Source organism: Luteimonas rhizosphaerae, assembly GCF_002849595.1.
Lineage (GTDB): Bacteria > Pseudomonadota > Gammaproteobacteria > Xanthomonadales > Xanthomonadaceae > Luteimonas > Luteimonas cellulosilyticus.
The window spans coordinates 268,810-293,801 of sequence record NZ_NRQR01000020.1 but is presented as its reverse complement, the minus strand read 5'-3'; the positions used below and the strand labels follow the sequence as shown (position 1 = coordinate 293,801).

General features: G+C 70.2%; 24 protein-coding genes and 1 riboswitch. Of the genes, 20 read left to right on the top strand and 4 right to left on the bottom strand.

Annotated features, from left to right (window positions below; all coding sequences use genetic code 11):
• Positions 1-50 precede the first annotated feature (50 nt).
• The 5 genes from lepB (at position 51) to recO (ending at position 3,732) form a co-directional block, all read left to right on the top strand.
• Positions 51-845 (top strand): signal peptidase I, encoded by a 795-nt coding sequence (gene lepB / locus CJ022_RS10845; RefSeq protein WP_101926647.1) that lies wholly within the window; start codon positions 51-53, stop codon positions 843-845.
• A gap of 30 nt (positions 846-875) precedes the next feature.
• Positions 876-1,256, top strand: a complete 381-nt coding sequence (locus CJ022_RS10840; protein WP_101926646.1) for a DUF4845 domain-containing protein — start codon at positions 876-878, stop codon at positions 1,254-1,256.
• A complete protein-coding gene (rnc, locus tag CJ022_RS10835; protein ID WP_101926645.1) occupies positions 1,240-1,923 on the top strand; it encodes a ribonuclease III in 684 nt (227 codons plus the stop codon). The genes CJ022_RS10840 and rnc overlap by 17 nt, the downstream gene beginning before the upstream one ends.
• Before the next feature lie 65 nt (positions 1,924-1,988).
• Positions 1,989-2,897 (top strand): GTPase Era, encoded by a 909-nt coding sequence (era, locus tag CJ022_RS10830; protein ID WP_101926644.1) that lies wholly within the window; start codon positions 1,989-1,991, stop codon positions 2,895-2,897.
• A gap of 115 nt (positions 2,898-3,012) precedes the next feature.
• On the top strand, positions 3,013-3,732 hold the full coding sequence (gene recO / locus CJ022_RS10825) for a DNA repair protein RecO (protein WP_101926643.1): 720 nt from the start codon (positions 3,013-3,015) through the stop codon (positions 3,730-3,732).
• A gap of 19 nt (positions 3,733-3,751) precedes the next feature.
• On the opposite strand, the gene CJ022_RS10820 is transcribed toward recO, so the two are convergent.
• Positions 3,752-4,474, bottom strand: coding sequence for a response regulator (locus CJ022_RS10820; RefSeq protein WP_101926642.1), 723 nt, complete (start codon positions 4,472-4,474; stop codon positions 3,752-3,754).
• Between the two features lie 36 nt (positions 4,475-4,510).
• On the opposite strand from CJ022_RS10820, the gene CJ022_RS10815 reads away from it, so the two are divergent.
• From CJ022_RS10815 to CJ022_RS10780, 8 genes are all read left to right on the top strand, one after another.
• A complete protein-coding gene (locus CJ022_RS10815; RefSeq protein WP_143703937.1) occupies positions 4,511-6,553 on the top strand; it encodes a hypothetical protein in 2,043 nt (680 codons plus the stop codon).
• A gap of 27 nt (positions 6,554-6,580) precedes the next feature.
• A complete protein-coding gene (locus tag CJ022_RS10810; protein ID WP_101926640.1) occupies positions 6,581-7,171 on the top strand; it encodes a YdbL family probable chaperone protein in 591 nt (196 codons plus the stop codon).
• Positions 7,172-7,340: 169 nt separating this feature from the next.
• Complete coding sequence (gene rlmD / locus CJ022_RS10805; RefSeq protein ID WP_101926639.1) at positions 7,341-8,681, top strand: 23S rRNA (uracil(1939)-C(5))-methyltransferase RlmD; 1,341 nt, start codon at positions 7,341-7,343, stop codon at positions 8,679-8,681.
• A 10-nt stretch (positions 8,682-8,691) separates the two neighbouring features.
• Entirely contained in the window at positions 8,692-9,195 is a 504-nt protein-coding gene (locus tag CJ022_RS10800) for a CYTH domain-containing protein (protein ID WP_101926638.1), read from the top strand.
• Positions 9,196-9,412: 217 nt separating this feature from the next.
• Positions 9,413-10,402 carry a beta-N-acetylhexosaminidase gene (gene nagZ / locus CJ022_RS10795; RefSeq protein ID WP_101926637.1) on the top strand — a complete coding sequence of 330 codons (990 nt, stop codon included), beginning with the start codon at positions 9,413-9,415 and terminating at the stop codon, positions 10,400-10,402.
• On the top strand, positions 10,399-10,959 hold the full coding sequence (locus CJ022_RS10790; RefSeq protein WP_101926636.1) for a hypoxanthine-guanine phosphoribosyltransferase: 561 nt from the start codon (positions 10,399-10,401) through the stop codon (positions 10,957-10,959). The genes nagZ and CJ022_RS10790 overlap by 4 nt, the downstream gene beginning before the upstream one ends.
• Before the next feature lie 146 nt (positions 10,960-11,105).
• Complete coding sequence (locus CJ022_RS10785; protein WP_101926635.1) at positions 11,106-11,861, top strand: S-methyl-5'-thioinosine phosphorylase; 756 nt, start codon at positions 11,106-11,108, stop codon at positions 11,859-11,861.
• 100 nt (positions 11,862-11,961) lie between these two features.
• On the top strand, positions 11,962-12,168 hold the full coding sequence (locus CJ022_RS10780) for a cold-shock protein (protein WP_101926634.1): 207 nt from the start codon (positions 11,962-11,964) through the stop codon (positions 12,166-12,168).
• 66 nt (positions 12,169-12,234) lie between these two features.
• Here CJ022_RS10780 and btuB read toward each other — a convergent pair whose 3' ends face one another.
• The 3 genes from btuB to CJ022_RS10765 form a co-directional block, all read right to left on the bottom strand.
• Entirely contained in the window at positions 12,235-14,106 is a 1,872-nt protein-coding gene (gene btuB, locus CJ022_RS10775; RefSeq protein ID WP_101926633.1) for a TonB-dependent vitamin B12 receptor, read from the bottom strand.
• A 128-nt stretch (positions 14,107-14,234) separates the two neighbouring features.
• A riboswitch (cobalamin riboswitch) is annotated at positions 14,235-14,461 on the bottom strand.
• Positions 14,462-14,516: 55 nt separating this feature from the next.
• Entirely contained in the window at positions 14,517-14,903 is a 387-nt protein-coding gene (locus CJ022_RS10770; RefSeq protein WP_101926632.1) for a TfoX/Sxy family protein, read from the bottom strand.
• Positions 14,900-15,382, bottom strand: coding sequence for a GAF domain-containing protein (locus CJ022_RS10765; RefSeq protein WP_101926631.1), 483 nt, complete (start codon positions 15,380-15,382; stop codon positions 14,900-14,902). The genes CJ022_RS10770 and CJ022_RS10765 overlap by 4 nt, the downstream gene beginning before the upstream one ends.
• A 66-nt stretch (positions 15,383-15,448) precedes the next feature.
• Here CJ022_RS10765 and CJ022_RS10760 point away from each other — a divergent pair, with 66 nt between their 5' ends.
• The 7 genes from CJ022_RS10760 to CJ022_RS10730 all read left to right on the top strand — a co-directional run bounded on the left by CJ022_RS10760 (position 15,449) and on the right by CJ022_RS10730 (position 24,928).
• Positions 15,449-16,186: a TMEM175 family protein gene (locus CJ022_RS10760; protein WP_158238405.1), complete on the top strand. Its 738-nt coding sequence runs from the start codon at positions 15,449-15,451 to the stop codon at positions 16,184-16,186.
• Positions 16,183-16,869 carry a dethiobiotin synthase gene (gene bioD, locus CJ022_RS10755; protein WP_101926629.1) on the top strand — a complete coding sequence of 229 codons (687 nt, stop codon included), beginning with the start codon at positions 16,183-16,185 and terminating at the stop codon, positions 16,867-16,869. Before CJ022_RS10760 ends, bioD begins: the two co-directional genes overlap by 4 nt.
• Positions 16,870-17,184: 315 nt before the next feature.
• Positions 17,185-18,405, top strand: a complete 1,221-nt coding sequence (locus CJ022_RS10750; protein ID WP_233198715.1) for an efflux RND transporter periplasmic adaptor subunit — start codon at positions 17,185-17,187, stop codon at positions 18,403-18,405.
• A 6-nt stretch (positions 18,406-18,411) separates the two neighbouring features.
• Positions 18,412-21,612, top strand: a complete 3,201-nt coding sequence (locus tag CJ022_RS10745; protein WP_101926627.1) for a multidrug efflux RND transporter permease subunit — start codon at positions 18,412-18,414, stop codon at positions 21,610-21,612.
• Positions 21,613-21,741: 129 nt separating this feature from the next.
• Positions 21,742-23,013, top strand: coding sequence for an FAD-dependent oxidoreductase (locus tag CJ022_RS10740; RefSeq protein WP_101926626.1), 1,272 nt, complete (start codon positions 21,742-21,744; stop codon positions 23,011-23,013).
• 149 nt (positions 23,014-23,162) lie between these two features.
• A complete protein-coding gene (locus tag CJ022_RS10735) occupies positions 23,163-23,465 on the top strand; it encodes a metalloregulator ArsR/SmtB family transcription factor (protein ID WP_101926625.1) in 303 nt (100 codons plus the stop codon).
• Positions 23,462-24,928 (top strand): DUF2867 domain-containing protein, encoded by a 1,467-nt coding sequence (locus CJ022_RS10730; RefSeq protein ID WP_233198710.1) that lies wholly within the window; start codon positions 23,462-23,464, stop codon positions 24,926-24,928. The genes CJ022_RS10735 and CJ022_RS10730 overlap by 4 nt, the downstream gene beginning before the upstream one ends.
• Positions 24,929-24,992: the final 64 nt, after the last annotated feature.

Genomic DNA, 24,992 nt, shown 5'->3' with positions numbered 1-24,992 from the left:
CGTCGGCGCTGTGGTCCGCGCCGGCCGGTTCCCGCTGGAAAGGAACATCCATGAAATGGTTTGAAACCGCGCTGGTCGTCCTGACGCTGCTGACCGGTGTCATCTGGCTGCTCGACAAGCTGGTGCTGGCCAAACGCCGCGCCCGCCGCGCCGGGCTGCTCGACGAGAAGGAGCCGGTCCTCGTCGACTACTCCAAGGCGTTTTTCCCGGTGCTGTTCGTGGTGCTGATCCTGCGCAGCTTCGTCGCCGAGCCGTTCCGTATCCCGTCGAGCTCGATGATGCCGACGCTGCTGATCGGCGACTTCATCCTCGTCAACAAGTTCGCCTACGGCATCCGCCTGCCGATCAACAACCGCAAGGTCATCGAGATCGGCGAGCCCGCGCGAGGCGACGTCGTCGTGTTCCGCCCGCCGCACCATCCCGACCAGGACTGGATCAAGCGCGTCGTCGGCCTGCCGGGCGACACCGTCGAGTTCCGCGACAACCAGGTCTTCGTCAACGGCGTGCCGTTCGAGTACGAACGCGTGGGCACCTACGAAGGCGTCGGCCGTGGTGGCGAGATGACCGGCGCGTCGCTCTACACCGAGCAGATGCCCGACCGCACTCACCAGATCCTGCAGATCGACCAGGCCGCGCCTTTCCACCTGGGCGAGGGCACCGTGCACGTGCCGCAGGGCCATTATTTCGTGATGGGCGACAACCGTGACCGCAGCGACGACGGCCGGTTCTGGGGTACGCTTCCCGAGACGCAGCTGCGCGGCAAGGCCTTCATGATCTGGATGAATGTCGACACCACCGCGCCGGGCTGGGTCGACTGGGGAAGAATGGGTCAGAGCATCCGCTGACTTTCGGCATCGGGCTTCGAGGGGACGTCCATGAAACGCACGCAACGCGGCATCACCCTGCTGGGATTCATCATCGTCCTGGCAGTCGTCGGCTTCGCCGCCTACATCGGCATGAAGCTGTTTCCGATGTATTCGGAGTACTACAGCGTCAAGTCCGCGCTCAAGGGCCTGTCGAACGAGGCCGGCATGGCCGGCGCCGACCCCGCGCGCATCCAGGACCTGTTCTTCCGCCGGCTGTACATCAGCTACTCGGAGAACGTGAAGCCGAACAACGTCAAGATCCGCCGTGTCGACAACGGCTGGCAGATGGACGTGCAGTACGAGGTGCGCAAGCCGCTGGTCGGCAACCTCGACGTCGTGGGCAAGTTCCACGCGACCCAGACGCTGTCCCGCGGTGGCGACGGCACTTGATCGCCAGCAGGGCCGGTTCGCGGAGTACGTCTTCCGTGCACCCAGCCTGCTGCAGCAGGCGCTGACGCACCGCAGCGCCGGCGCCCCCCACAACGAACGCCTGGAATTCCTCGGCGACGCCATCCTCGGCGCGCTGATCGCCGAAGTCCTGTTCGCGCGCTGGCCGGGCGCCGACGAGGGCACGCTGACGCGGGCCCGCGCGGAACTCGTCCGCGAGTCGTCGCTGGCGGCGATCGCGCGCGAGCTCGAACTTGGCGCGCGTCTGGTACTCGGTCCCGGGGAGATGAAGTCGGGCGGGCATCGCCGCGACTCGATCCTGTCGGACGCCTTCGAGGCGGTGATCGCCGCGATCTACCTCGATTCGGATCTCGACGGTTGCCGGGCGGCGATCCTGCCGCTGTTCGAGACGGCCATCGCGGCACTCGCGCCGGGGCGCATCGCCAAGGACGCGAAGACCCGTCTGCAGGAATGGCTCCAGGGTCGCCAGCGTGCGCTGCCGGTCTATGAACTGCTGTCTGAAGGCGGCGAAGAGCACGCCAAGATCTTCCTGGTGCGCTGTGCGCTGGCGGACGCCGCGATCGCCGCCGAAGGCGAGGGCACGTCGCGCCGCGCGGCCGAGCAGCAGGCCGCCGAGACCGTGCTCGGGATGATCGAAGGCACCCGCTGAATCGATCCGACGCGGCGCCGGCACGCCGCGGCCTGCGCAGGCGCGGCTTTCCGTAGAATGCGCGGATGACCGATCTCCCCAATGCGCCCCACCATGCCGGCCAGGTGGCCGTCATCGGCCGACCCAATGTCGGCAAGTCCACGCTCGTCAACGCCCTCGTCGGCGCGAAAGTCAGCATCGTCTCCAACCGGCCGCAGACCACGCGCCACCGGCTGCTGGGCATCGCGACGTTCCCCGAAGGCCAGTTGCTGCTGGTCGACACGCCCGGCATCCACCGCGAGCAGAAGCGGGCGATGAACCGGATCATGAACCGCGCCGCGCGCGGCGCGCTGGAAGGCGTCGACGCCGCCCTGCTGGTCGTCATCGCCGGACGCTGGGACGAGGAGGACGCGCTGGCCTACGAGGCGCTGCGCGAAGCCGGCGTGCCGGTGCTGCTGGTTGTCAACCAGATCGACCGTCTGAAGGACAAGACCGCGCTGCTGCCTTACCTGCAGCAGGTCAGCGACGGACGCGAGTTCGCCGGCGTGATCCCGCTGTCGGCGCTCAAGCGCAAGGGGCTCGAACAGCTGGTGTCGACGCTGCTGCCGCTGCTGCCCGAGCAGCCCGCGCTGTACGGCGAGGACGAGATCACCGACAAGAGCCAGCGTTTCCTCGCCGGCGAACTGGTGCGCGAGCAGCTAATGCGCCAGCTCGGCAACGAACTGCCGTATGCGACGACGGTCGAGATCGAATCCTTCACCCTCGACGGCACGATGCTGCGCATCGGCGCGGTGATCTGGGTCGAGCGCGACGGCCAGAAGGCCATCGTCATCGGCAAGGCCGGCAGCCGGCTCAAGGACATCAGCACCAAGGCGCGCATGGGCATGGAGCGGCTGTTCGACGCCAAGGTGTTCCTGGAAACCTGGGTGCGCGTGCGCGAGGGCTGGTCCGACGACGAGGCCGCGCTGAAGGCACTGGGTTACGGCGACGCCTGATCGCGCCGCGGCGTTCCGCTGCGCCGCAGACGGCTCGCGGCGCCACGCCCCGCCGGCCTGACGCCGCGCCGCTGCCGTACGTTTTCCCCACGACGAGGGTGGCGACCCGCTCCAGATGCGAATCGACGACGAACCCGCCCACGTCCTGCACGCGCGTCCCTGGCGCGAGACCAGCCTGCTGGTCGAAGTGCTGACCCGGGACCACGGTCGACTCGGGCTCGTCGCGCGTGGCGTGCAGGGCCCCAAGCGCCACGTGCTGCGGGCGGCCTTGCAGCCGCTGCAGCACATTTGCCTGTCGGCCGTGCAGCGCGGCGAACTGGCCCAGTTGCGCAGCGCAGAAGCGCTCGATGCGGCGCCGCGGCTGAGCGGCGATGCGATGCTGGCCGGCTTCTACATCAGCGAACTGGTGCTGCGCCTGGCGCCGCGCCAGGATCCGCAGCCCGAGCTCTACGCGATCTACGGCGACGCGCGCGCGCGGCTGCGCGCGGTCGATCCGCTGGCCTGGACCCTGCGCCGGTTCGAGCGCGACCTGCTCGATGCGCTCGGCTTCGGCCTCGCGCTCGACAGCGATGGCGATGGCGAGGCGATCGACCCGGCCGCGCGTTACCGGCTGGATCCCGAGCACGGCGCACGGCGCATCCGCCACGACACCGGTGCCTCCGACCGCAACGCGGCGGCCACCGGACGCGGGCTGCTGTCGCTCGCCCTGGACACGATGCCGGCGCCCGAGGATCTGGCGAGCCTGCGGCGTCCGCTGCGCGCGGTGCTGTCCTACCATCTCGGGCCGCGTGGCCTGAAATCCTGGGAGCTGGCGGCCGACCTCGCGCGTCGCTGAGCCGCAGGCCGGCGCTGCGCTAGCGGCGGCTCAGCGTCGCATCGAGGGTGCCGAGGAACTGCTGGAGCACGTCCGGCGAGTCCGGCGCCGCGTGCAGCGCAGCGGCGCTGCGACCCAGGCGATCGGCGCCGACGAAGCCGCAGCCGGCGCGCAGCCGGTGCAGCGCCGCGCGCAACGCCTCGTCGTCGCGGGCGCGGGCGGCGGTGTCGATCGCATGACGCGTGCCGGGCAGCTCGCCGAGGAACAGATCGCGCAAGGCGGCCGCGTTGGCCTCATGGCCGCCGACGGCGGCGAGACCGCCCGCCCGGTCCCACAGCGGCGCAGCGGCGATGTCCGCCTGGCTCTGCGGCTGGAACCGCGGCGCGGCGTCCTCGACCCGCGCGCGACGCACCAGCACCTGGCGGATCGCGGCACGCCAGTCCTGCGCCGACAGCGGTTTGCACAGTGCGACCGCGAAGCCCGCTGCGCGTAGGCCGGCGAGCGCCTCGGATTCGCGCGCGGCGGTGTGTGCGATCGCCGGTGTCCGCAATCCCGCGCTGCGGAGACCGGCGAGCAGCTCGATGCCGCTGCCGTCGGGCAGGTTCGCATCGATCAGCCAGACATCGTGCGGCGTGCGCAGCGCCAGCGCGTGCGCGGAGGCCAGGGTGTCGGCGATGTCGACCTCGGCCGGCAACGCGAGACTGGCGTCGTGCAGGAAACCGCGGCTTGTAGGGTCGTCCTCGACCAGCAGCAATCGGATCATCGGGTCCTCGATGCGAACGGGCGTATCCTGCGGCGCATGGCGCCCCGTCTGCTGTCGATCCTACCTCTGTTTTCGATGTGTCTGCTGCTGGCCGCCGCGCCCGATGCACAGGCGCAGACGACACGCGCCCGGATCGCCCAGGTCACGACCCCGGTCGCCGTTCTCCAGGATGTCCGGATCGAGCTGGAATGGCCTGCCGGCGCCGACCATGGGGCCCTGCGCCTGCGCGCCGCGCGCGCGGATTCGGGCGACCTGGGCTATCGCTTGCGCGATCTCGTCTGGGACTGCCCGCTGCGGCGGATGCCGGATGCGGGCGGCGGCACCCGCTGGCAATGCGACGGCGTCGTGCGGAGCGGGCAGGGCGCGCCGCTGCGGCTGGCGGTCGATCTCGGCGCTGCGACGACCGCGGCCACGCTGGCCGGCGACGGCGCGACGCTGTCGCTGCAGCGCACCGCCGCGGCGCCGGATGCGACACGTCTGGATCTGCGGCGGGTACCGGCGTTGTGGGCGCAGGCGCTGGTGCAGCAGGGCTGGGATGCCGCGCAGCTGCAACGCGGCACGCTCGATGGCCGCGTCACCGTCGACGCGCCGACCGACCGGCCGCTGCGGGTCGCGGCGGACCTCGCGCTGCGCGACGTCTCCCTCGAGACCCGCGACGCCAGCGTCGCCGCCGACGGTATCGATGCGGACATCACGCTCGACCTGCGCCTGCCGGAGCAGGCGCTGGATGTGGTGCTCGACGGCACGCTGACCGGCGGCGAGGTGCTGGTCGGCAACGGCTATGTCGATCTGACCGGGGCGCAGGTGGCGCTCGGCCTCGACGCGCAGCGCGCCGACGGGGCGCCGTGGCAGCTTTCGCGCCTGCACTGGGACGATGGCGACACCCTCGCCGTGGACGGCAGCGCGCGCCTGTCGCCGGCGCTGGACGTGCAGGCGCTGGACCTGCGCGTCCGCAGCGCGGACACCCGCGGACTGCCGGCGCGCTATCTGTCGGGCTGGCTGGGGCTCGCGGGGCTGGCGGGGCTCGAACTCGACGGTGGTTTCGACGCGACCCTGGCGTTGGCCGACGGCACCCTGCGCGCGGCGGAGCTGCGGATGCGCGGCCTGGACCTGCGCGATCCCGGCGGTCGCTTCGGCCTCGACGCCCTCAACGGCAGCGTGCGGTATTCGGCCGGCGCGCCGGTGCGCAGCGCGTTCGCGTGGCGGGGCGGCACGCTCTACGGATTGCCGTTCGACGCCGCCGCGTGGAGCCTGCGCAGCGGCGACGGGCGCCTGGTGTTGCGGGAGCCGGTCGCGCTGTCGCTACTCGACGGGGAGATCGGCTTCGAGCAACTGGTCCTCGAACCGCCCGACGGTGACACCGGGCTGCGCATGCAGACCGCGCTGCGCCTCGACGGCCTGGATATCGGCGTGCTGGCCGAGGCGCTCGACTGGCCCGCGTTCAGCGGCACGCTCAGCGGGCAGATTCCCGTCGTGCGCTACGCCGACAACCGCATCGAATTCGACGGCGGCCTGTCGATGCAGCTCTTCGACGGTCGCATCGACGTGTCGTCGCTGGCGATCGAGCGGCCGTTCGGCGTCGCACCGACGGTGACTAGCGATCTCGGTCTCGTCGGTCTCGACCTGCATGCGATGACCAGCGTCTTCGGCTTCGGCAGCATCAGCGGGCGCCTGCACGGCCGCATCGGCGGGTTGCGCCTGGTCGACTGGAACGCGACCGCGTTCGATGCCGAACTCCACACCGAGCGGACACGCGGCGTGCGCCAGCGGATCAGCCAGCGCGCGGTGCAGAACATCTCGAGCGTCGGCGATGCATCCTTCGTCACCAGCCTCCAGGGCCAGTTGATCGGCCTGTTCGACGACTTCGGCTATCGGCAGATCGGCATCGCCTGCCGGCTGCGCAACCAGGTCTGCCGAATGGGCGGTCTGCGTTCAGCGGACAACACCTTTACTATCGTCCAGGGCGCGGGCATTCCGCGGCTCGATGTCGTCGGCTTCAACCGCGACGTCGACTGGCCGACGCTGGTGGACCGGCTGGCCGCCGTCGCCGGAGGCGAGGTCGAGCCGGTGTTCGACTAGCCGCAGTTTTCTGACAGGAGAGATTCGATGGCACGTTGGATTGGGTTGCCGATCGCGGCTGCGCTGGCGCTGACCGCCTGCGTGACGATCAATGTCTATTTTCCCGCGGCCGAAGCCAAGGAAGCGGCGCGCGAGTTCGTCGAGAACGTCATCGGCGACGAGATGCCCGCCGCCGAGCCGCCGACGTCGCCGGGCGGCATGGCGATGCGCGCCCCGCGCTTCGATCCGTGGATGCTGGTCGGCATCGGCAGCGCGCAGGCGCAGACGCCCGACATCACGATCCGCACGCCGGCCGTCGAGGCGATCCGCGCGCGCATGGAGCAGCGCTTCACCGGCACGCTGCGTCCGCATTTCGACTCGGGCGCGCTGGGCTTCGGCAGCAACGGCCAGATCGTCGTGCGCGACGCGTCGCAGCTGGCGATCAAGGACCGGGTCGCGGTCAACGCGGCCGTCGCCGACGACAATCGGGACCGGCAGGCGGTGTATCGCGAGATCGCCGTCGCCAACGGACATCCCGAGTGGGAGTCGCAGATCCGCGATGTGTTCGCCCAGCAGTGGATCGCCAGCGCGCGCAGCGGATGGTGGTACCAGCAGGGCGGCAGCTGGCGCCAGAAGTAAGCGCCGGACCTGTCGACGCAACGCCGCCTCCCGGCGGCGTTTTCACGTGCGGGATGGCCGCGTGCCACGGCCGTGCAGATGTGGCAAAAGATCGCCTGCGCGCTCGCCGCCTGTCCGCGCGGAACGCATCTGCGACAATGCGCGGCCCTCTACACGCAGCAGTCGCCACGTGGCCCGATCCCGTCGTCTCGACCAGACCCCGTTTCCCGCCGACATCGCCGACATGACCCACGACGGGCGCGGCGTCGCCCGCCTGCCCGACGGAAAAGCGGTCTTCGTTGCCGGTGCGCTGCCGGGAGAGCGGGTGATGGCGACGCGCACCGCGCGGTCGCGCCATTTCGACGAGGCCACCACGATCGAGGTGCTGACCGCGTCGCCGCACCGCGTCGAGCCGCGCTGCCCGCACTTCGGCGTCTGCGGTGGTTGCGTGCTGCAGCATCTGGACGCCGACCAGCAGATCGTCGTCAAGCAGCGCGTGCTGCGCGAGAACTTCGAGCGCATCGGGCACGTCACGCCGGAGCGCTGGCTGGAACCGCTGGTCGACCGCGCCTGGGGCTACCGGCGCAAGGGCCGGTTCTCGGTGCGCCGGGTCGAGAAGAAGGACAAGACCCTGGTCGGCTTCCGTGAGCGCGACCCGCGTTTCGTCGCCGATCTTCAGGAATGCCACACGGTGATTCCCGAGATCGCCGCGGCGATCCCGCGACTGGCGCTGCTGGTCGACGGCCTGGAGGCCCGCGCCGCGATCCCCCAGATCGAATTCATCGCCGGCGATCCGACGCCTGCGTTCGACGGCGTGGCGCTGGTGTTCCGGCATCTGCAGCCGCTGGGCGAGGGTGACCTCGCTGCGTTGACAGCGTTCGGCGAGGCGCAGCGCTTCGCGATCTTCCTGCAGCCCGGCGGCATCGACAGCGTGCACGCGCTGTGGCCGGCGGCGCCTGCGCTGTCGTTCCGGCTGGCGCCGTGGGATGTCGAGCTGACATTCCGGCCGCTGGATTTCATCCAGGTCAACGCCGGCCTCAACGAGACGATGATCCAGCGCACGATGGACCTGCTGGACGTGCGCGCGGATGACCGTGTGCTCGACCTGTTCTGCGGTCTGGGTAATTTCACGTTGCCGCTGGCGCGCCGCGTGCGCGAAGTGGTCGGTGTGGAAGGTGAGGCGGGCCTGGTCGCGCGGGCACGCGAGAACGCCGCGCACAACGGATTGGCGAATGCGAAGTTCTTCACCGCCGATCTCACCCAGGACCAGTCGCGCGAATCCTGGATGCGCGCCGGCTTCGACACGCTGCTGCTGGATCCGCCGCGCTCGGGCGCCGACGCGGTGCTCAGGCAGCTGCCGCTCAAAGGGCTGCGGCGTATCGTCTACGTCAGCTGCCATCCTGCATCGCTGGCACGCGACGCCGGCTACCTCGTCAACGAGCGCGGCTGGAAGCTGCGCGCCGCGGGCGTCATGGACATGTTCCCGCAGACCGCGCACGTCGAATCGATCGCGCTGTTCGAGCCGGGCTGAGGGCGTCGCGATGGGCATCGAGATCGAACGCAAGTTCCGGGTCACCAGCGACGCCTGGCGCGCTGCGGCCCACGACGTCGTGCCGATGGCGCAAGGCTATCTCAACGATCTCGCGGCGGTCGAGGGCGGCGCGCAGAAGGCGTCGGTGCGCGTGCGCATCGAAGGCGCACGCGCGTTTCTCAACATCAAGTCGCGTGAGGCGGGCCCGACGCGCCAGGAATTCGAGCTCCCCTTGCCGGTCGACGACGCGCAGGCGCTGCTGGCGCTGTGCGTCGGTGGCCTCGTCGAGAAGCGTCGTCACTACGTGCGCCACGGCGCGCACCTGTGGGAGGTCGATGAGTTCCTCGGCGACAATGCCGGGCTGGTGGTCGCGGAGATCGAGCTCGATGCCGCCGACGAAGCGTTCGAGCGACCGGCGTGGGCGGGCGAGGACGTGACCGAGCTGACGCGCTACTACAACCTGGCGCTGGCCTCGCATCCCTACGCGCGCTGGGACGCGGCGGAGCGCGACTGACGCTGCGTCCGGATCGGGTGGCGACGCGGTCGGAGTCGCGTCCCGCCGCCCGGCCTGCGTCGCGAGCGGCGCCCGGGACCCTTGCGGACTCGTCTTCGCGGTCGACGCCCCGTGCACCGCGCCCGTGGAACGGGCGGCCGCCGGCTGAACGGTCGCATCGCACGCCATCTGCGACAATGCGCGCCGGCGCCATGGGGCGTGCGATGGAGACTCCACGATGCTCGTGATCGGCGTAGCCGGCACCGAATTGACCGCGCAGGAGCGCGACTGGCTGCGGCACGACGCCTGCGCCGGCGTGATCCTGTTCAAACGCAATTTCGCTTCGCGCGCCCAGGTCGCCGAGCTCTCGGCCGCGATCCGCGACGCCGCTCCACGGCCGCAGCTCGTCTGCGTAGACCAGGAAGGCGGGCGGGTCCAGCGCTTCCAGGCGGGCTATTCGGCGTTGCCGGCGCTGTCGGGCTTCGGCGCCCAGTACCTGGCCGATCCCGACGCCGCGCTCGAGGCGGCGCGCGCGCACGCGCGGCGCATGGCCGACGAAGTGCGTGACAGTGGCGTCGACCTGAGTTTCGCGCCCGTGGTCGACGTCGGCCACGGCAATCTGGCGATCGGCGATCGCGCGTTCTCGGACGATCCGCACGTGGTCGCCGCGCTGACGCGCGCCTACGTCGAGGGCATGCACGCGTCCGGCATGGCAGCGACGCTGAAGCACTTTCCGGGCCACGGCTCGGTGCGGGAGGACACGCATTTCGATGAGGCCATCGACCGGCGCGGTCTCGACGAGATCCGCGCGCACGACCTCGTGCCCTTCGTCGCCGGGATCGATGCCGGCGCCGACGCGGTGATGCTGGCGCACGTGATCTATCCGCAGGTCGCACCGGAGCCCGCGGGTTATTCGCCGCGCTGGATCAACGAGATCCTGCGCGGCGAGATGGGCTTCCGTGGTGTGGTGTTCTCCGACGACATCGGCATGGCCGCGGCGTTTTCGGCCGGTGGCGTCAAGGCACGCGTCGACGCGCACCTCGATGCGGGTTGTGACGTCGTGCTGGTCTGCCATCCCGAGCTCGTCGCCGAATCGCTGGCGGCCGTCGACGGCCGCACGCTCAATACCATGGCGCTGACCGGCCTGATCGGGCGCGGCGCGCTCGGCTGGGACGGCGCGCTCGCCGACACCGGGTCCGCACAGCGCCGCACTGGAGACACCGCATGAACATTCCCCGCCTCGACGACGTCCTCGACAGCGCCGACCTGCTCTTCGACCGCGATGCCCTCGAGGACGCGATCGAAGTGATGGCCGACGAGATCGCAGACGACTACGGCGACGACGACCTGCCGCCGGTCTACCTCACCGTGATGCACGGCGGCATGCCGTTCGCCACGCAGCTGGCGTTCGCGCTCGGCGAGAACGAGATCGACCTCGAATTCGACTACCTGCACGCGACCCGCTATCGCGGCAATACGACGGGCTCGGGCCTGGCGTGGCTGCACCGGCCGGCGACGCCGCTGCAGGGTCGTCGCGTGCTGCTGGTCGACGACATCCTCGACGAGGGCCACACGCTCAAGGCGGTCAAGCACTGGTGCGAGGACCAGGGCGCCGCCGACGTGCGCATCGCGGTGCTCGCGACCAAGGACCACGACCGCTGCGTCGAGGGCATCGAAGCGGACTACGTCGGCATCAGCGTGCCGGACCGTTACGTTTTCGGCTACGGCATGGACTTCCACGAGCAGGGCCGCAACCTGCCGGCGATCTACGCACTGGCGGAGTGAGGCCACGGGCGAGGGGGCACGCTGCCGACCCGTCGCCCGTGTCTCCGACGCCAAGGCGCCGGTCCTGCGCGTTGCTGTCCTGGCGCCCGCGATGCCGACGTTTTCCCGTGCACCGCGTTCCGACTTCGCCCAATCACGAGACTTCCATGAACCTCGACATCGACCTCGCCGTCATCGGCGGTACCGGCCTCTACCAGCTGGCCGATCTGCAGGACGTCGAGCCGCACCAGCCGGTCACGCGTTTCGGCGCGTTGTCGGGGCCGGTGCGCGTCGGCACGCTGGACGGCAAGCGCGTCGCATTTCTCGCGCGGCATGGCGAAGGCCATTCGGTACCGCCGCACCGGATCAACTACCGCGCGAACCTGGCGGCCTTGCATGCGCTGGGTGCGACGCGTGTGCTGGCGCTCAATACCGTGGGCGGGATCACCGAGCGCTTCGGGCCGCGCGTGCTGGCCTGTCCGGACCAGATGATCGATTACACCTGGGGTCGCGTCGCCACCTTCAGTGAGGAAGAAGGCAGCGAGGTGCTGCATGTCGATTTCGGCGATCCCTACACGCCGGCGCTGCGTCGCGCCTTGCTCGACGCGGCACGTGTCGCCGCGGTGGATCTGGTCGACGGCGGCTGCTACGGCGCGACCCAGGGCCCGCGCCTCGAGACGCGCGCGGAAATCGCACGCATGCGTCGCGACGGCTGCGATCTGGTCGGCATGACGGGCATGCCGGAAGCGGGGCTCGCGCGGGAGCTCGGCCTGGACTACGCGTGCCTCGCGATCGTCGCGAACTGGGCCGCCGGCGCGGGCCCGGACGCGGAGGAAGTCATCACCTTCGAGGACGTGCTGAGCAATGTCGCCGCCGCGACGTCCGGCGTGCCGGCGCTGGTGCGCGCGCTGCTGGCGGCGTGACGCGTTTGCATCGCGCGCGCGATGCGTTGCAGACTCGGATCGCACGCCGTGCACCTTGCATGCCCGGCGGCATCACGTATCCACACGAGGTCAGACGTCCATGCAATTCGGCACAGTGAAGTGGTTCAACGATGCGAAAGGATTCGGATTCATCGCCCCGGAGGACGGGAGCGCGGATGTCTTCGTGCACTATTCGGCGATCAGCGCGTCGGGATTCCGGTCGCTGCAGGAGGGGCAGCGTGTCAGTTACGAGGTGACCCAGGGTCCCAAGGGCGCCACGGCCACCGGCGTCGCACCCGCGGCCTGAGCGCGGGGCCCCGCCGCAAAAAAAGCCCCGCATGTGCGGGGCTTTTTTGATCGTGAGGCCGTCGTGTCAACGCGACGCCGGCTGCCAGCGCAGCGCCAGCCCGTATTCGCGGCCCGGCTGGTAATACCAGGCGACGGTTTCGTAATCCTTGTCGAGCACGTTGGTCGCGCGCGCTTCCAGCGTCCAGTGCGGAGTGAACGCCCACGCCGCGCGCAGGTCCAGCGTGCCGTGCCCGGCGACGCGCACCGTGTTGGCGGCGTTGTCGAAGCGGCTGCTGCTGGCGCGCAGCGTGGTGCCGATGCGGAAGTCTCCGAAGCTGCGGTCGATGTCGAGGCGGCCGCTGTTGCGCGCGCGGCGGGCGAGCAGGTTGCCGTTGTTGGCACTGTCGCTGCGGTCGCGCGGATCGACGTGGCTCAGTTCGGTCGACAGGTCGAAACCGGCGAGCGTGGTCGCGAACGTCAGCTCGGCGCCCCGGATGCGGGCTTGCTGGATGTTCTGCGGGACGAAATTGCTGTCGAGGAAGATCAGATCGTCGACCCGGCTTTCGAACGCGTTGATCGACCAGTTCCACGTGTCGCGGTACTGCGCGAGGCCGAGGTTGGCGGTCTTCGCGCGCTCCGGCTCGAGGTCCGGGTTGCCGCTGCCGAACGGAAAGTAGAGATCGTTGAACGTCGGCGCCTTGAAGCTGGTGGCGGCGCTGGCGTTGAGACGGAGCCCATGATCGAAATCCAGGCCCCAACCGAGGCTGCCGGTGGTGTGGCCGCCGAACTGTTCGTTGTCGTCGTGGCGCACACCGGCCTGCACGCGGTGCGCGCCGAAACGCGCCGTGTAGTCGGAGAACACCGCGACGTTGTTGCGTGCGGTCAAGGCATAGGCGGTGTCGCTTTCGATGTTGTCGGACATCCAGTCGAAGCCCAGCGAGACACGCTGGGTCGGCGCGAGGCCGAAATCCGCCTGCAGCGAAGCGGTATCGCGGCGCGTGTCGATCCGGCCGACATCGACACGCGTGCCCGCGTCGATGTCGCGGAAGTATGTCGTGGACTTGTCGTAGGCCCGGCCGGCCTGCGCGGTCAGCGTGACCACGTCCGACGGCGCGTAGGTGAGCGTGCCGCCGCCGACCTGCTGGATGTTGTTCGCTTCGTTGCCGCCGAACACGCTGCCGTCGTACTCGTTGAACGCGTCGGCATGCAGCAGGTTGCCTTCGAGCGTCAGACCGTGCGCGAGTTCGACGCCGCCGCGCGCATTGAGCGAGCGGTTGCGATAGCCGTCGCGGTCCGGCTCATCGACGAAACAGCCCTGGAACAGCGTGCCCGACCCGCGGCAGCTGTCGATGCCATCGGTGCGCTGGAACGCCGCGTCGACGCCGAACCAGCCGCGGCCGGTGCGGCCGCCGATGCCGGCGCTGGCTTCGCGCAGGTCGTGGCTGCCCACGCCGATGCGTGCGTGCGGACGGATCGCGCCGGTATTGCGACGGGTGAAGATCTGGATGACGCCGCCGATCGCTTCCGAGCCGTACAGGCTGGAGCGCGGGCCGCGGACGATTTCGATGCGCTCGATCTGGTCGACCGGGATGTCCTGGAACGACGCCAGTCCGGCGGTCGCCGAGCCGATGCGCACGCCGTCGACGAGCACCAGCACGTGGTCGGACTCGCTGCCGCGCATGAACACCGAGCTGAGCTTGCCCGGTCCGCCCTGGTTCGCGATCTGGATGCCGGCGCGGCCGCGCAGGAGTTCGGGCAGGTCGCGCGCCTGGGTGCGTTCGATCTCGGCGCGGTCGATGACCTGGGCCGGCACGATGGTGTCGCCGAGCGTGCTTTCGCTACGGTTGGCGGTGACGAGCACGGTATCGAGGTCACGCGCATCGGCGGCGGTCGCCGCCGTGGCAACAGGCGAGACGAGTGCGGCGAGGATCGCCAGGGACAAGGGACGGAATGGCATTGCGGGTCTCCAGTCGCATGCGCCCACGCATGCGGTTCGGGTTCGGATCTGGCGATCGCATGGAGACGGACAGGCTGCCGACCGGACACGACGGTCCGGAACGCCGCCGTGATGCCCGCCGCATCACAATCAGGTCGCGCTCCGTGGCCGGTCTCCGGACTCGCGCGGCGGGCCGAGGGCCCGGGATCCCGCGCCTTCCCATGCCGAAGGCACAGTGGCGGATGCGAGATCCCATACGCGCTTACCGTTGCGGGGGCAGTGCCGGAATGGACGCCGCGGGAGGCGGGTCGTCACCGGCTTCCCGTTTCAACCCGGTGGCGAAAGCCGTGGGGTCACCGCGAAGCAGGCGGGAGTGTACGCGAACGTTCGCGGTCGCGTGGCGTGCGCGGTCCGCGGAGGATCGCGTGGGATCAGTCGCGCGCCACGGCGGCGTGCGCGTCGTCCGCGGGGTCGGTGCCGTCGTCGTCGAGCGCGCCCTCGGCATGCACGGTGGTCGTGACCGGACCGGCAGCCGGACGGCCACGCGGCGCGGGCAGCTGGGCGATCGCGGCTTCGGCGGCCGCGACGAGTTCCTGGCGACGTGCGTCGGGCACCTCCTGCCAGTGGCAATCGCACAACGCGCCTTCCAGCGAATACAGCAGGTTGAGGCTGGGCTTGAAGCCGGCGCGCTTGACGCGCATGAAGGCCTCGAGCGGGCCGGCGTCGGCCAGATCCTCGCGCGTGCGCAGGCCCACCTGGCGCAGCCAGGCGGCCGATTTGGGTCCGATGTTGCGCAGCTTCAGCGGAGCGGTGGTCATCGCAGCGATTCGAGATAGACGGACGCCAGGGCTTCGAGCCCGGCCTGGTCTTCAACGTCGAAACGGGCCGGCAGCGGACTGTCGAGATCGAATACGCCAATCAGGCGGTCGCCGTCGTACAGCGGCACGACGACTTCCGAACGCGAGGCGCTGTCGCAGGCGATGTGGCCGGGGAAGGCGTGCACGTCGTCGACGCGCTGGGTCTGGCGGGTTCGCGCCGCGGCGCCGCAGACGCCCTTGTCCAGCGGGATGCGCACGCAGGCCGGCAGGCCCTGGAAGGGGCCGACGACCAGCTCGACGCCGTCGTAGAGATAGAACCCGGTCCAGTTGAGATCGGGCAGGGCGTTGAAGACCAGGGCCGACAGGTTCGCGGCATTGGCGATCGCGTCGGATTCGCCTTGCAGCAGCGCGCGTGCCTGCGCGACGAGCGCGGCATACTGCTCGGGCTTGGTTCCGCTCAGGGAGGCTGATGTGAACATGCGGGCAGTGTATCAGCGGGGCCGGCGCCGCCCCGGGGCGTGCTGATGGAGGCGGGGCAGGACAGGGTGCCCGCTACGCGCGACAGCGACGGCTTCCGCCTGCGCGGCCTGCAGCCGTCGCGACTGGAGACGTTCGTCGATGCGGCGTTCGCGTTCGCGGTGACCCTGCTGGTGATTTCGTTCGACGCGATGCCGACGAGCGTGTCCGAATTGCAGGAAGCGCTCAAGCGTGCGCCTGCGTTTCTCGCGTGCTTCGCCATCCTGGCGATGTTCTGGAGCACGCATCATCGTTTCAGCCGGCGCACCGGGCTGATGGATGCGCGGATTGCCGTGCTCGGCCTGTCGCTGGTCGCGGTGACGCTGCTGTACGTCTATCCGCTGCGCCTGATCATGGGCGTGGCCCTGCATTTCCTGACCGGCGGGTGGGCGCCGTCGCCGATGCCGCTGGACGACCTCGCGGGCGGCGCCCGCAGCCTGTACGTGATCTATGGCGTGGGGTTCGCGGCGATGTGCCTGCTCCTGGTGCTGCTCAACCGCTACGGACTCGCGCGTGCGCATGCATTGGCGCTGGATCCGCTCGAGCGTTGCGTGCTGCAGCAGGAGGTCGGTGCGATGACCTGGCTGATGCTGACCGCCTTCGCATCGGTGCTGCTCGCCCTGTTGCCGCTGCCGGCCGGTTCGGTCTGGCAAGGACTGCCCGGCATGGTCTATTGCGCGCTCGCGGTGTTGATGCCGTGGTTCGGCCTGCGCAGCGCGCGACGGCTCGCGCGGGTGCGCGCCGGCATGGCGGCGGGCGAGGCATGAGCGCGCGCAGTGTTCTCGTCACCGGCACCGACACCGGCGTCGGCAAGACCCACGCCAGCGTCGCGCTGCTGCATGCGCTGCGGGCGCAGGGCCATCGCGCGGTCGGTATGAAGCCGGTGGCCAGCGGCTGCGACTGGCTCGACGGGCGCTGGCGCAACGACGATGCGCTCGCGCTGCAGGCGGCCAGCGCTCCGCGTCCCGCATACGGCGACATCAACCCGTTCGCGCTGCCCGAACCGACCGCGCCGGTGCTGGCCGCGCGCGAAGCGGGACTGGCCGTCGATCTCGCGACGATTCTCGCCGCCCACGCGCGGCTGGCAGCCCAGGCCGACGTCGTGCTGGTCGAAGGGGCGGGCGGCTGGGACGCACCGCTGGCCGAGGCCATCGAGCATCACACGCTGGCGCGGCAGCTCGGTGGCGGCGTCGTGCTGGTGGTCGGCCTGCGACTCGGGTGCCTGAGCCATGCGCGCCTGACCGCGCGCGCGGTCGCGGCGGACGGCTGCCGCCTGGTCGGCTGGATCGGCAACCGCATCGATCCTGACTTTTCCCGGGTCGACGCGTACCTGCAGTTGCTCGGTGCGGCGCTGCCGGCGCCGTGCCTCGGCGTGCTGCCGTTCGCCCGTGCCGGTGCGTCCCCAGCGCCGTTGACCCTGGCGCCGGACTGGATCGAAGGCCTGCGCTGACGCTCGCGGCCCGGTCCCGGGCGGTCGCCCCGCCCCCCTGGAGAACCCGCCCCCCTGGAGAAGAGGCCCGGGCCGCTGTCGACGCGACTGGCGCTGCGCGCGCGCCCGCGTGCGGAATCCGCGGCAGGACCGACCGTCTGACCTGCTCCGGACGCGCCTGCCGTTCGGGCCACGCTGGAAACATGACTTTCTTCACGCTGTCGGCGGCAATCCGAATTAGCTATACTCGCCGGTATAGAAATACCCCGCCTTCCCGTATACCTCTCCATTCAGGCCCTCCCCATGCGTCGAATCCTGCCCCTTGCCGTGCTTGCCATGGCACTTACCGCGTGTAGTCCGGAACCCGAGCAGGGGGCACCGCCGCCCGCCGAGGTCGGCGTGCTGACGGTGCAGCCGACCAGCGTGGCACTGGAACAGGAGCTGGTGGGCCGTCTGGCGCCGTTCCGCAGCGCCGACGTGCGCGCCCGCGTGCCGGGCGTGCTCGAACGCCGCGTCTACGAGGAAGGCAGCGACGTACAGGAAGGCGACGTGCTGTTCCGGATCGATCCCTCGCAGCTGCAGGCCGCGCTCGGCACCGCCCAGGGCGCGCAGGCGCAGGCGCAGGCCAATGCCGTCAACGCGAAGTCCGCGGCGGACCGCGCGCGCCAGCTGGCGCCGACCAACTTCATCTCCAAGGCCGATCTGGACAACGCCCTGGCCGCCGAGCGCAGCGCCGACGCCGCCCTGCAGGCCGCCCGCGCCTCGACCCAGACCGCGCAGATCAACCTCGGCTACGCCACCGTGCGGGCGCCGATCTCCGGCCGCGCCGGCAAGCAGCAGCTCACCGAAGGCGCGCTGGTCGGGCAGGGTGACTCGACCCTGCTGACGACCGTCGACCAGATCGATCCGCTGTACATCAACTTCTCGATGAGCGCCGGCGATTTCAACCGCATCCGCGCGCTGCCGCTCGATCGCGACACCGGCGCCGGCCAGGTCGAGATCGTGCTGGCCGACGGCTCGGTCCACGACCAGCTGGCGACGCTGGACTTCTCCGGTGATGTCGTCGATCCCGCCACGGGTGCGATCCAGCTGCGTGCGACCGTCCCCAACCCGGACCGGCGCCTGCTGCCCGGCGTCTACGTGACGCTGCGCGCGAACATGGGCCAGCAGAGCGGCGTGTTCCTGGTGCCGCAGGCCGCGGTGCTGCGCGATGCCAACACCGCCTATGTGCTGGTGGCGGGCGAAGGCGACAAGGTGGTCCGCAAGCCGGTGCGCACCGACCGCGCGCAGGACGGCCAGTGGGTCATCACCGAGGGGCTGGCGGCCGGGGATCGCGTGATCGTCAGCGGCGTGCCGAAGGCGCGTCCCGATGCCGTCGTCGCGCCCAAGCCGTGGACGCCCGAGCAGGCCGCGAACGAGGCCGCGCCCGGCGCCGCTGCCGCACCGGCCGGCGCCCCCGGCGATGCCGAGGCGGCACCGACCACTGAAGACGCGCCGGCGGCTCCGCCGCAGGACGCCGCAGGCCAGGCACCCGCTGCGAACGACACGCAGGACTGATCCGCCATGCCCAAGTTCTTCATCAACCACCCGGTCTTCGCCTGGGTCGTCTCCATCCTGATCTCGCTCGCGGGCGTGATCTCGCTGCTGAACATGGGCGTGGAGTCGTATCCGAGCGTCGCACCGCCGCAGGTCACCGTCTCGGCGACCTATCCCGGCGCCAGCGCCGACACCACAGAGCGTGCGGTGACCCAGGTCATCGAGCAGCAGCTCACCGGTATCGACAACCTGCTGTACTTCAGCTCGACGTCGAGTTCGTCGGGCCGGGCCAGTGTCACGCTGACCTTCGAGACTGGCACCGACGCCGACATCGCCCAGGTGCAGGTGCAGAACAAGGTCTCGCTGGCGACGCCGCGTCTGCCCAGTGAAGTGGTGCAGCAGGGCGTCGTCGTGGCCAAGGCCAACGCCGGCTTCCTGATGGTCGTGGGCCTGCGGTCGGACGATCCGACGGTCACCCGCAACCAGCTCAACGACCTGATCGGCTCGCGCGTGCTCGAGCAGATCGCGCGCGTGCCCGGCGTCGGCAGCACCCAGCAGTTCGGTTCCGAGTACGCCATGAACATCTGGCTCAACCCGGACCAGCTGCAGGGCTACGGCATGTCGGCGACCGAGGTGATGGCCGCGGTCCGCGGGCAGAACGTGCAGTTCGCCGCGGGTTCTGTCGGCTCCGATCCCGCGCCGGAAGGCCAGGGCTTCACCGCGACCGTGTCGGCCGAGGGCCGCTTCAGCACGCCCGAGCAGTTCGAGAACATCATCCTGCGCGCCGACAGCGAAGGCGCCACCGTGCGCCTGAAGGACGTCGCGCGCGTGGCGATCGGTGCGTCGGGCTACGGGTTCGACACCAAGTACAACGGCCAGCCGACCGGTGCGTTCGCGATCCAGCTGCTGCCCGGCGCCAACGCGCTGACCGTGGCCAGCGCCGTCGAGGCGCGCATGGACGAGCTGCAGCCCTCGTTCCCGCAGGGCATCGAGTGGTTCAAGCCCTACGACACGACGACGTTCGTGACGCTGTCGATCCAGGAAGTCATCGTGACCCTGATCGAGGCGGTGGTCCTCGTGTTCCTGGTGATGCTGCTGTTCCTGCAGAACCTGCGCGCGACGATCATCCCGACGCTGGTCATCCCGATCGCACTGCTCGGCACCTTCCTCGGCCTGAGCATGCTCGGCTACACGATCAACCAGCTGACCCTGTTCGCGATGGTGCTGGCGATCGGCATCGTGGTCGACGACGCGATCGTCGTCATCGAGAACGTCGAACGCATCATGGCGGAGGAACACCTGCCGCCACGCGAGGCCACGCTGAAAGCGATGGACCAGATCACCGGCGCCGTCGTCGCGATCACCGTCGTGCTGGCCGCGGTGTTCATTCCCAGCGCGCTGCAGGGTGGCGCCTCGGGCGAGATCTACAAGCAGTTCGCGATCACGATCGCGGTCGCGATGGGCTTCTCGGCGTTCCTCGCGCTGGGCTTCACCCCGGCGTTGTGCGCGACCTTCCTCAAGCAGCACGCGCCGCCCGGCGAGCGCAAGAGCAATGTCGTCGTCCGCACGTTCAACAAGTACTACGACAAGGTCAACCGGACCTACGTCGGCCACATCGGCAGCGCCGTGCGGCACGCGCCGCGTTGGATGGCGGTGTTCGTGGTGCTGTGCGTGGTCTGCGGCTTCCTCTACATCAAGCTGCCCAGCAGCTTCGTGCCCGAGGAAGACCAGGGCTATGCGCTGGCCATCGTGCAGCTGCCGCCGGGCGCGACCCTGCAGCGCACCAACGCGGTGTTCGAGGACGTGCGTGCACGCCTGGAGCAGAACCCCTCGTACGAGGCGATGCTGCAGGTCGCGGGCTTCAGCTTCGTCGGCCAGGGCGAGAACGTCGGCATGGGCTTCATCAAGCTCAAGGACTGGGGCGAGCGCGACGCCGACATCAACCAGTTCCTGGGCGAGGCCAACGGCGCACTGCAGGGCGTGCAGGACGCGACCATCTTCGTCGTGAACCTGCCGACCGTGCAGGGCCTGGGCCAGTTCGGCGGCTTCGACATGTACCTGCAGGACCGCACCGGCGCCGGCAACGCGGCGCTGCAGCAGGCCCGCAACCAGCTGCTGGGCGCGGCCGCGCAGAAGACCGACGTGCTGCAGGGCGTGCGCCCGAACACGCTGGAAGACGCGCCGCAGCTGCAGTTGAACGTCGACCGCGTCCAGGCGCAGTCGATGGGGCTGTCGATCACCGACATCTACGGCGCGATCCAGCTGATGCTGGCGCCGGTCTACGTCAACGACTACGTGTCCGACGGCCGCATCAAGCGCGTCAACATGCAGGCCGATGCGCAGTACCGCACCGACCCGGGTTCGATCGGCCGGTTCTACACACCGAGCGCGGACGGCACCAATCCCGACGGTTCCCGCACGATGATTCCGCTGAGCACGGTGGTGACGCCGGAGTGGGGCGCCAGCACGCCGTCGCTGACGCGTTACAACGGCTATTCGGCGATCAACATCGTCGGCTCGCAGGCGCCCGGTCGCAGTACGGGTGAGGCGATGGCCGCAATGGAAGAGATCGTCGAGAACGAACTGCCGGAAGGGTTCGGCTACGACTGGGCGGGCATGTCCTACCAGGAGATCATCGCGGGCAACACGGCGACACTGCTGTTGCTGCTGTCGGTGGTCGTGGTGTTCCTGTGTCTGGCGGCGCTCTACGAGAGCTGGTCGATTCCGGTCGCGGTGTTGCTGGTCGTGCCGCTGGGCATCCTCGGCGCAGTGCTGTTCACGATGCTGCGTCCGGGCCTGTCGAACGACATCTTCTTCAAGATCGGCATGGTGACGGTCATTGGTCTTGCGGCGAAGAACGCGATCCTGATCGTGGAATTCGCCGTGCAGCAGTACAAGGAAGGCAAGACGCTGCGCGACGCGACGGTGGACGCGGCGAACCTGCGCTTCCGGCCGATCCTGATGACCTCGTTCGCCTTCATCATGGGCGTCACGCCGATGGCGCTGTCGAGCGGCGCGGGTTCCAGCGCACGTCATGCGCTCGCCACCGGCGTCATCGGCGGCATGCTGTTCGCGACCTTCCTCGGCCTGCTGCTGATCCCGGTGTTCTTCATCATCGTGCGGCGCGTGCTGGGCGACAAACTCGACGAGCCGGATCCGCGTCTGGAGGCGGCACGCGAGCGCGATGGCCGGCTGGAACAGGACGGCGACGAACGACCGGCGCACTGATCGCCATCACGTTCGACCAGCAAGGGCCGCCCCGGCAACAGGGCGGCCCTTCGCATTGCGGGCGCGCGCTTCGGTCGCTGCCGGCCCAACGCATGCGCCGGTATGCTGGCGACCCGGTCCGGAGCTCCCATGACGCCACTGCGCATCGCCATCGTCGGTTACGGCACGGCCGGACAGGCCGCGGCGGTGCTGCTCGCGCGCGACGGACATCGGGTCGAGGTGTTCGAGCGCGCTGCGTCGCCCGGACCGGTCGGTGCCGGGTTCCTGCTGCAGCCGACCGGTCTGCAGGTGCTGTGGCGCATGGGGCTGCTGGATGCAGTGCTGGCGCACGGCGCGCGCGTCGAACGCCTGTATGGCGACACGCCCTGCGGTCGCGCGGTCATGGACATGCGGTATGCCGGACTGGATCCGCGGCTGTGCGGTCTCGGCATGCAGCGCGGGGCACTGTTCTCGATTCTCGACCAGGCGCGTGGCGACGGTGTGCGGCTGCGCGCCGGCGTGACCATCGACGGTCCGGACGCGGCGGACGACCGCTGGCTGCGCGATGCCGACGGGCATCGGCACGGCCCCTTCGATCTGGTGCTCGCGGCAGATGGTGCGGCGTCGCGTCTGCGCGGCGCGCTCGGCGGGGTGCGACGCGACGCGGTCTATCCCTGGGGCGCGTTGTGGTGCCTGCTCGAGGCCGGCGACTGGCCGCACCTCAACGCGCTGCGCCAGCGCTACGTCGCGGCGCGGCGGATGATCGGCCTGCTGCCGGTCGGCACGCGGCCGGGCGACGCCACGCCGCGGCTGAGTTTCTTCTGGAGCCTGCCGGTCGCCGCATTCGACGGCTGGCAGTCGGCTGCGCTCGACCACTGGCGCGACACGGTGACCTCGATCTGGCCGGAGGCCGCGCACCTGCTCGACGCGACGACCACGCACGCGCAACTGGCGCGCGCGACCTATCGCGACGTCACGCTGACGCAGTGGCATCGCGGCCGCTGGGTCCTGCTCGGCGACGCCGCGCATGCGATGAGTCCGCAGCTGGGGCAGGGGGTCAACATGGCGCTGCTCGATGCCGAAGCCCTGCGCGATGCACTGCGCGCGGACGCATTGCCGGACGCGTTGGCGACCTACGCCCGGGTGCGTCGCCGGCACGTGGCGATCTACCAGTTCTGGAGTCGCTGGCTGACGCCGGTGTTCCAGTCCGAGCGCGACGTGATCGCCAAGGCGCGCGACATCGCGTTCCGGCCGATGGGGAATCTGCCGGGCGGACGCGGGCACATGTTGCGGGTGCTCAGTGGCACGCAGCACGGCGCGTTCGGCGCGCTGGCGCTGGCGCCGGGCTTCATCGATGCGCTCGCGGCGTCGCCCACGTCCGATCGGACGGCGTCGTCGTCCAGTGCGCTCCAGACCGGCTGACCCCTCGCGCGGGGCGTCCCCGGCGGCCACGTGTGCGCGTGTCGTGCCTGCGCGTCGGGAGGGGGCAGGGCGCGCGGCTGCACGCCGCCGGGTTGACGACGTCATGCAAGGGTGTCATTAATTAACTAATTAGTTAACTGGATGCCGCCATGGAACGGGTCTTCGAAGCCCTCGCCTCGACACCACGCCGCCAGATCCTGGCCTATCTCAACGCCGGCGAACTGACCGCGGGCGAGATCGGCGCACGCTTCGAGTTCAGCAAGCCGGCCTTGTCCGGACACCTGCGTGTGCTCGAAGAAGCCGGCCTGATCGAGCGCGAAAAGCGTGGCCAGTTCGTGTTCTTCCGCCTGGTGCCCGATCGGCTCGCGAACACGGTCTTCGCCTGGGCGGCGGAGGTGTGCCCGGTCGCAGGTCCACTCAAGCGCGAGCGTCGCAAGGGCGGCGCCGCGTGAGCGCGCTGGCCGGCGAGGTCGCGCGGCGAACCGGTACGCGCGCCGCGTTCACCGCGCTTCGCCCCTCGGCGACATTTCCGTCGGTGCGGCTGCCGTCGTACTGCGGCGGGCTGCCGGTCGAAGTCACGCTGATCGCCCAGTTCGCGCCGGGGCAGGGCGACGCGGTGATCGGCGACGCCTTGCGGCGGCAGCAGGCGCATCCGGCCTTCGTCGATGCGCTCGACGAACCGTCGACGCGGATCGGCGCGATGGATCTCGCGCGCGGCGATCCGTCGTCGCTGTACACCTTCGGCGTCGGCGCCGGCGGCCATCCCTTCCATCGCCACGCCGGCACCCGCATGTTCACCGCGGTGTCGGGCAGCGCCGGGGCGCACCTGCGGTTCTCGACCGCATCGCAGGCGCAGATCGACGCGGATCCACGCGCGTTTCTCGACGCCCTGCATGTGGTCGAAGTGCCGCCGGATTGCCTGTTTTCGGTGCGCTTCGGCGGCGGCACGTGGCACCAGTTCATCGCGGCGCGTCCGCACGGCCCGCATCCGACGCTGTTCGCACTGTCCTGCCATCCCGACGAAACCGCCGGCGGTCTGGACGCCGCGACGCAGGCACGCGTGCTCGGCAACACCGCCGACATTCCCGCGTTGACCGAAGTGCTGCCACCGTCCGTGCAGGCACTGCTCGACGTGGCCTGGCGCGATCCCGCGTCGATCGCCACCACGGCACTGTCGCTGCATGCGCCGCCGGCATCGATTGCCGCGCGGTGTTGCACGGCGCTGCGGGCCGCGATGGGACGGCTGCGGGCGAGCCTCGCCGCACGCCGCGCTGCCGCAGGCTTCCGCGCCGACAACGGCGGCGGGCGCGCGGTGGTCTCCGGCGCGGTCGATGCGGACGCGTTGCTGCAGACGCAGCTGCCCGGCCGCATCGCGCACGAGGACCAGGTCGCGCTGCAGCTGGGCGTCGCGGCCTGCGGAGGCGCGACACCGGCTGTCGTCATGGACCGCCTGCTGGCCGGTTTCGTCGAGAATCCGCCCGACGGCGTCTCGCGGCTCATGGCGCTGCGCAACGTGCTGGTGCGGCCTGCCGGCCTGCGCACGTCGCCGCTCGGCTGCCCGGCGTCGTCGCTGCTGTCGGGCGATGCGCCGCTGACATTCGCGGGTCGCCATCCGATCCTGGCCGAGCGCTGCAGCCCCGATGGACGCCGGGTGGAAGTGCTGCTCGGCGCCGACGACCGGCACCTGATGTTCCGCACCTGCATCGGCGTGCGCGCCGGCGCCGACGGCACGCTGGTCTGCACGATGGCAACCCGCGTGCGCACGCGCAATCTGTTCGGCCGGCTCTACATGGCCGCCATCAGCGGCGTGCACCGCCGTTACATCGCGCCGGCGATGTTGCGGCATGCCGTGGCGCACGCGGCGGGATCGCTGCAAGGGACTGCGGACACGCGGTACGCGTCGCGGTCGCTGTAGGCGCCGCTTGCGCGATGAAGCGACTCCTGCAAATTCCGTCGTGCCAGCGCGTGTCCGCAGGTGA

Excerpts from the sequence above, each read along its gene's own strand:
- CJ022_RS10750 (WP_233198715.1), top strand. The coding sequence starts at position 17,185 with ATGGCACTTACCGCGTGTAGTCCGGAACCCGAGCAGGGGGCACCGCCG.
- bioD (WP_101926629.1), top strand. The coding sequence starts at position 16,183 with ATGAGCGCGCGCAGTGTTCTCGTCACCGGCACCGACACCGGCGTCGGC.
- CJ022_RS10785 (WP_101926635.1), top strand. The coding sequence starts at position 11,106 with ATGAACCTCGACATCGACCTCGCCGTCATCGGCGGTACCGGCCTCTAC.
- CJ022_RS10790 (WP_101926636.1), top strand. The coding sequence starts at position 10,399 with ATGAACATTCCCCGCCTCGACGACGTCCTCGACAGCGCCGACCTGCTC.
- CJ022_RS10740 (WP_101926626.1), top strand. The coding sequence starts at position 21,742 with ATGACGCCACTGCGCATCGCCATCGTCGGTTACGGCACGGCCGGACAG.
- era (WP_101926644.1), top strand. The coding sequence starts at position 1,989 with ATGACCGATCTCCCCAATGCGCCCCACCATGCCGGCCAGGTGGCCGTC.
- CJ022_RS10770 (WP_101926632.1), bottom strand. The coding sequence starts at position 14,903 with ATGACCACCGCTCCGCTGAAGCTGCGCAACATCGGACCCAAATCGGCC.
- CJ022_RS10800 (WP_101926638.1), top strand. The coding sequence starts at position 8,692 with ATGGGCATCGAGATCGAACGCAAGTTCCGGGTCACCAGCGACGCCTGG.
- recO (WP_101926643.1), top strand. The coding sequence starts at position 3,013 with ATGCGAATCGACGACGAACCCGCCCACGTCCTGCACGCGCGTCCCTGG.
- CJ022_RS10815 (WP_143703937.1), top strand. The coding sequence starts at position 4,511 with ATGGCGCCCCGTCTGCTGTCGATCCTACCTCTGTTTTCGATGTGTCTG.
- CJ022_RS10745 (WP_101926627.1), top strand. The coding sequence starts at position 18,412 with ATGCCCAAGTTCTTCATCAACCACCCGGTCTTCGCCTGGGTCGTCTCC.
- btuB (WP_101926633.1), bottom strand. The coding sequence starts at position 14,106 with ATGCCATTCCGTCCCTTGTCCCTGGCGATCCTCGCCGCACTCGTCTCG.
- CJ022_RS10735 (WP_101926625.1), top strand. The coding sequence starts at position 23,163 with ATGGAACGGGTCTTCGAAGCCCTCGCCTCGACACCACGCCGCCAGATC.
- CJ022_RS10820 (WP_101926642.1), bottom strand. The coding sequence starts at position 4,474 with ATGATCCGATTGCTGCTGGTCGAGGACGACCCTACAAGCCGCGGTTTC.
- CJ022_RS10765 (WP_101926631.1), bottom strand. The coding sequence starts at position 15,382 with ATGTTCACATCAGCCTCCCTGAGCGGAACCAAGCCCGAGCAGTATGCC.
- CJ022_RS10840 (WP_101926646.1), top strand. The coding sequence starts at position 876 with ATGAAACGCACGCAACGCGGCATCACCCTGCTGGGATTCATCATCGTC.
- nagZ (WP_101926637.1), top strand. The coding sequence starts at position 9,413 with ATGCTCGTGATCGGCGTAGCCGGCACCGAATTGACCGCGCAGGAGCGC.
- CJ022_RS10780 (WP_101926634.1), top strand. The coding sequence starts at position 11,962 with ATGCAATTCGGCACAGTGAAGTGGTTCAACGATGCGAAAGGATTCGGA.
- CJ022_RS10810 (WP_101926640.1), top strand. The coding sequence starts at position 6,581 with ATGGCACGTTGGATTGGGTTGCCGATCGCGGCTGCGCTGGCGCTGACC.
- lepB (WP_101926647.1), top strand. The coding sequence starts at position 51 with ATGAAATGGTTTGAAACCGCGCTGGTCGTCCTGACGCTGCTGACCGGT.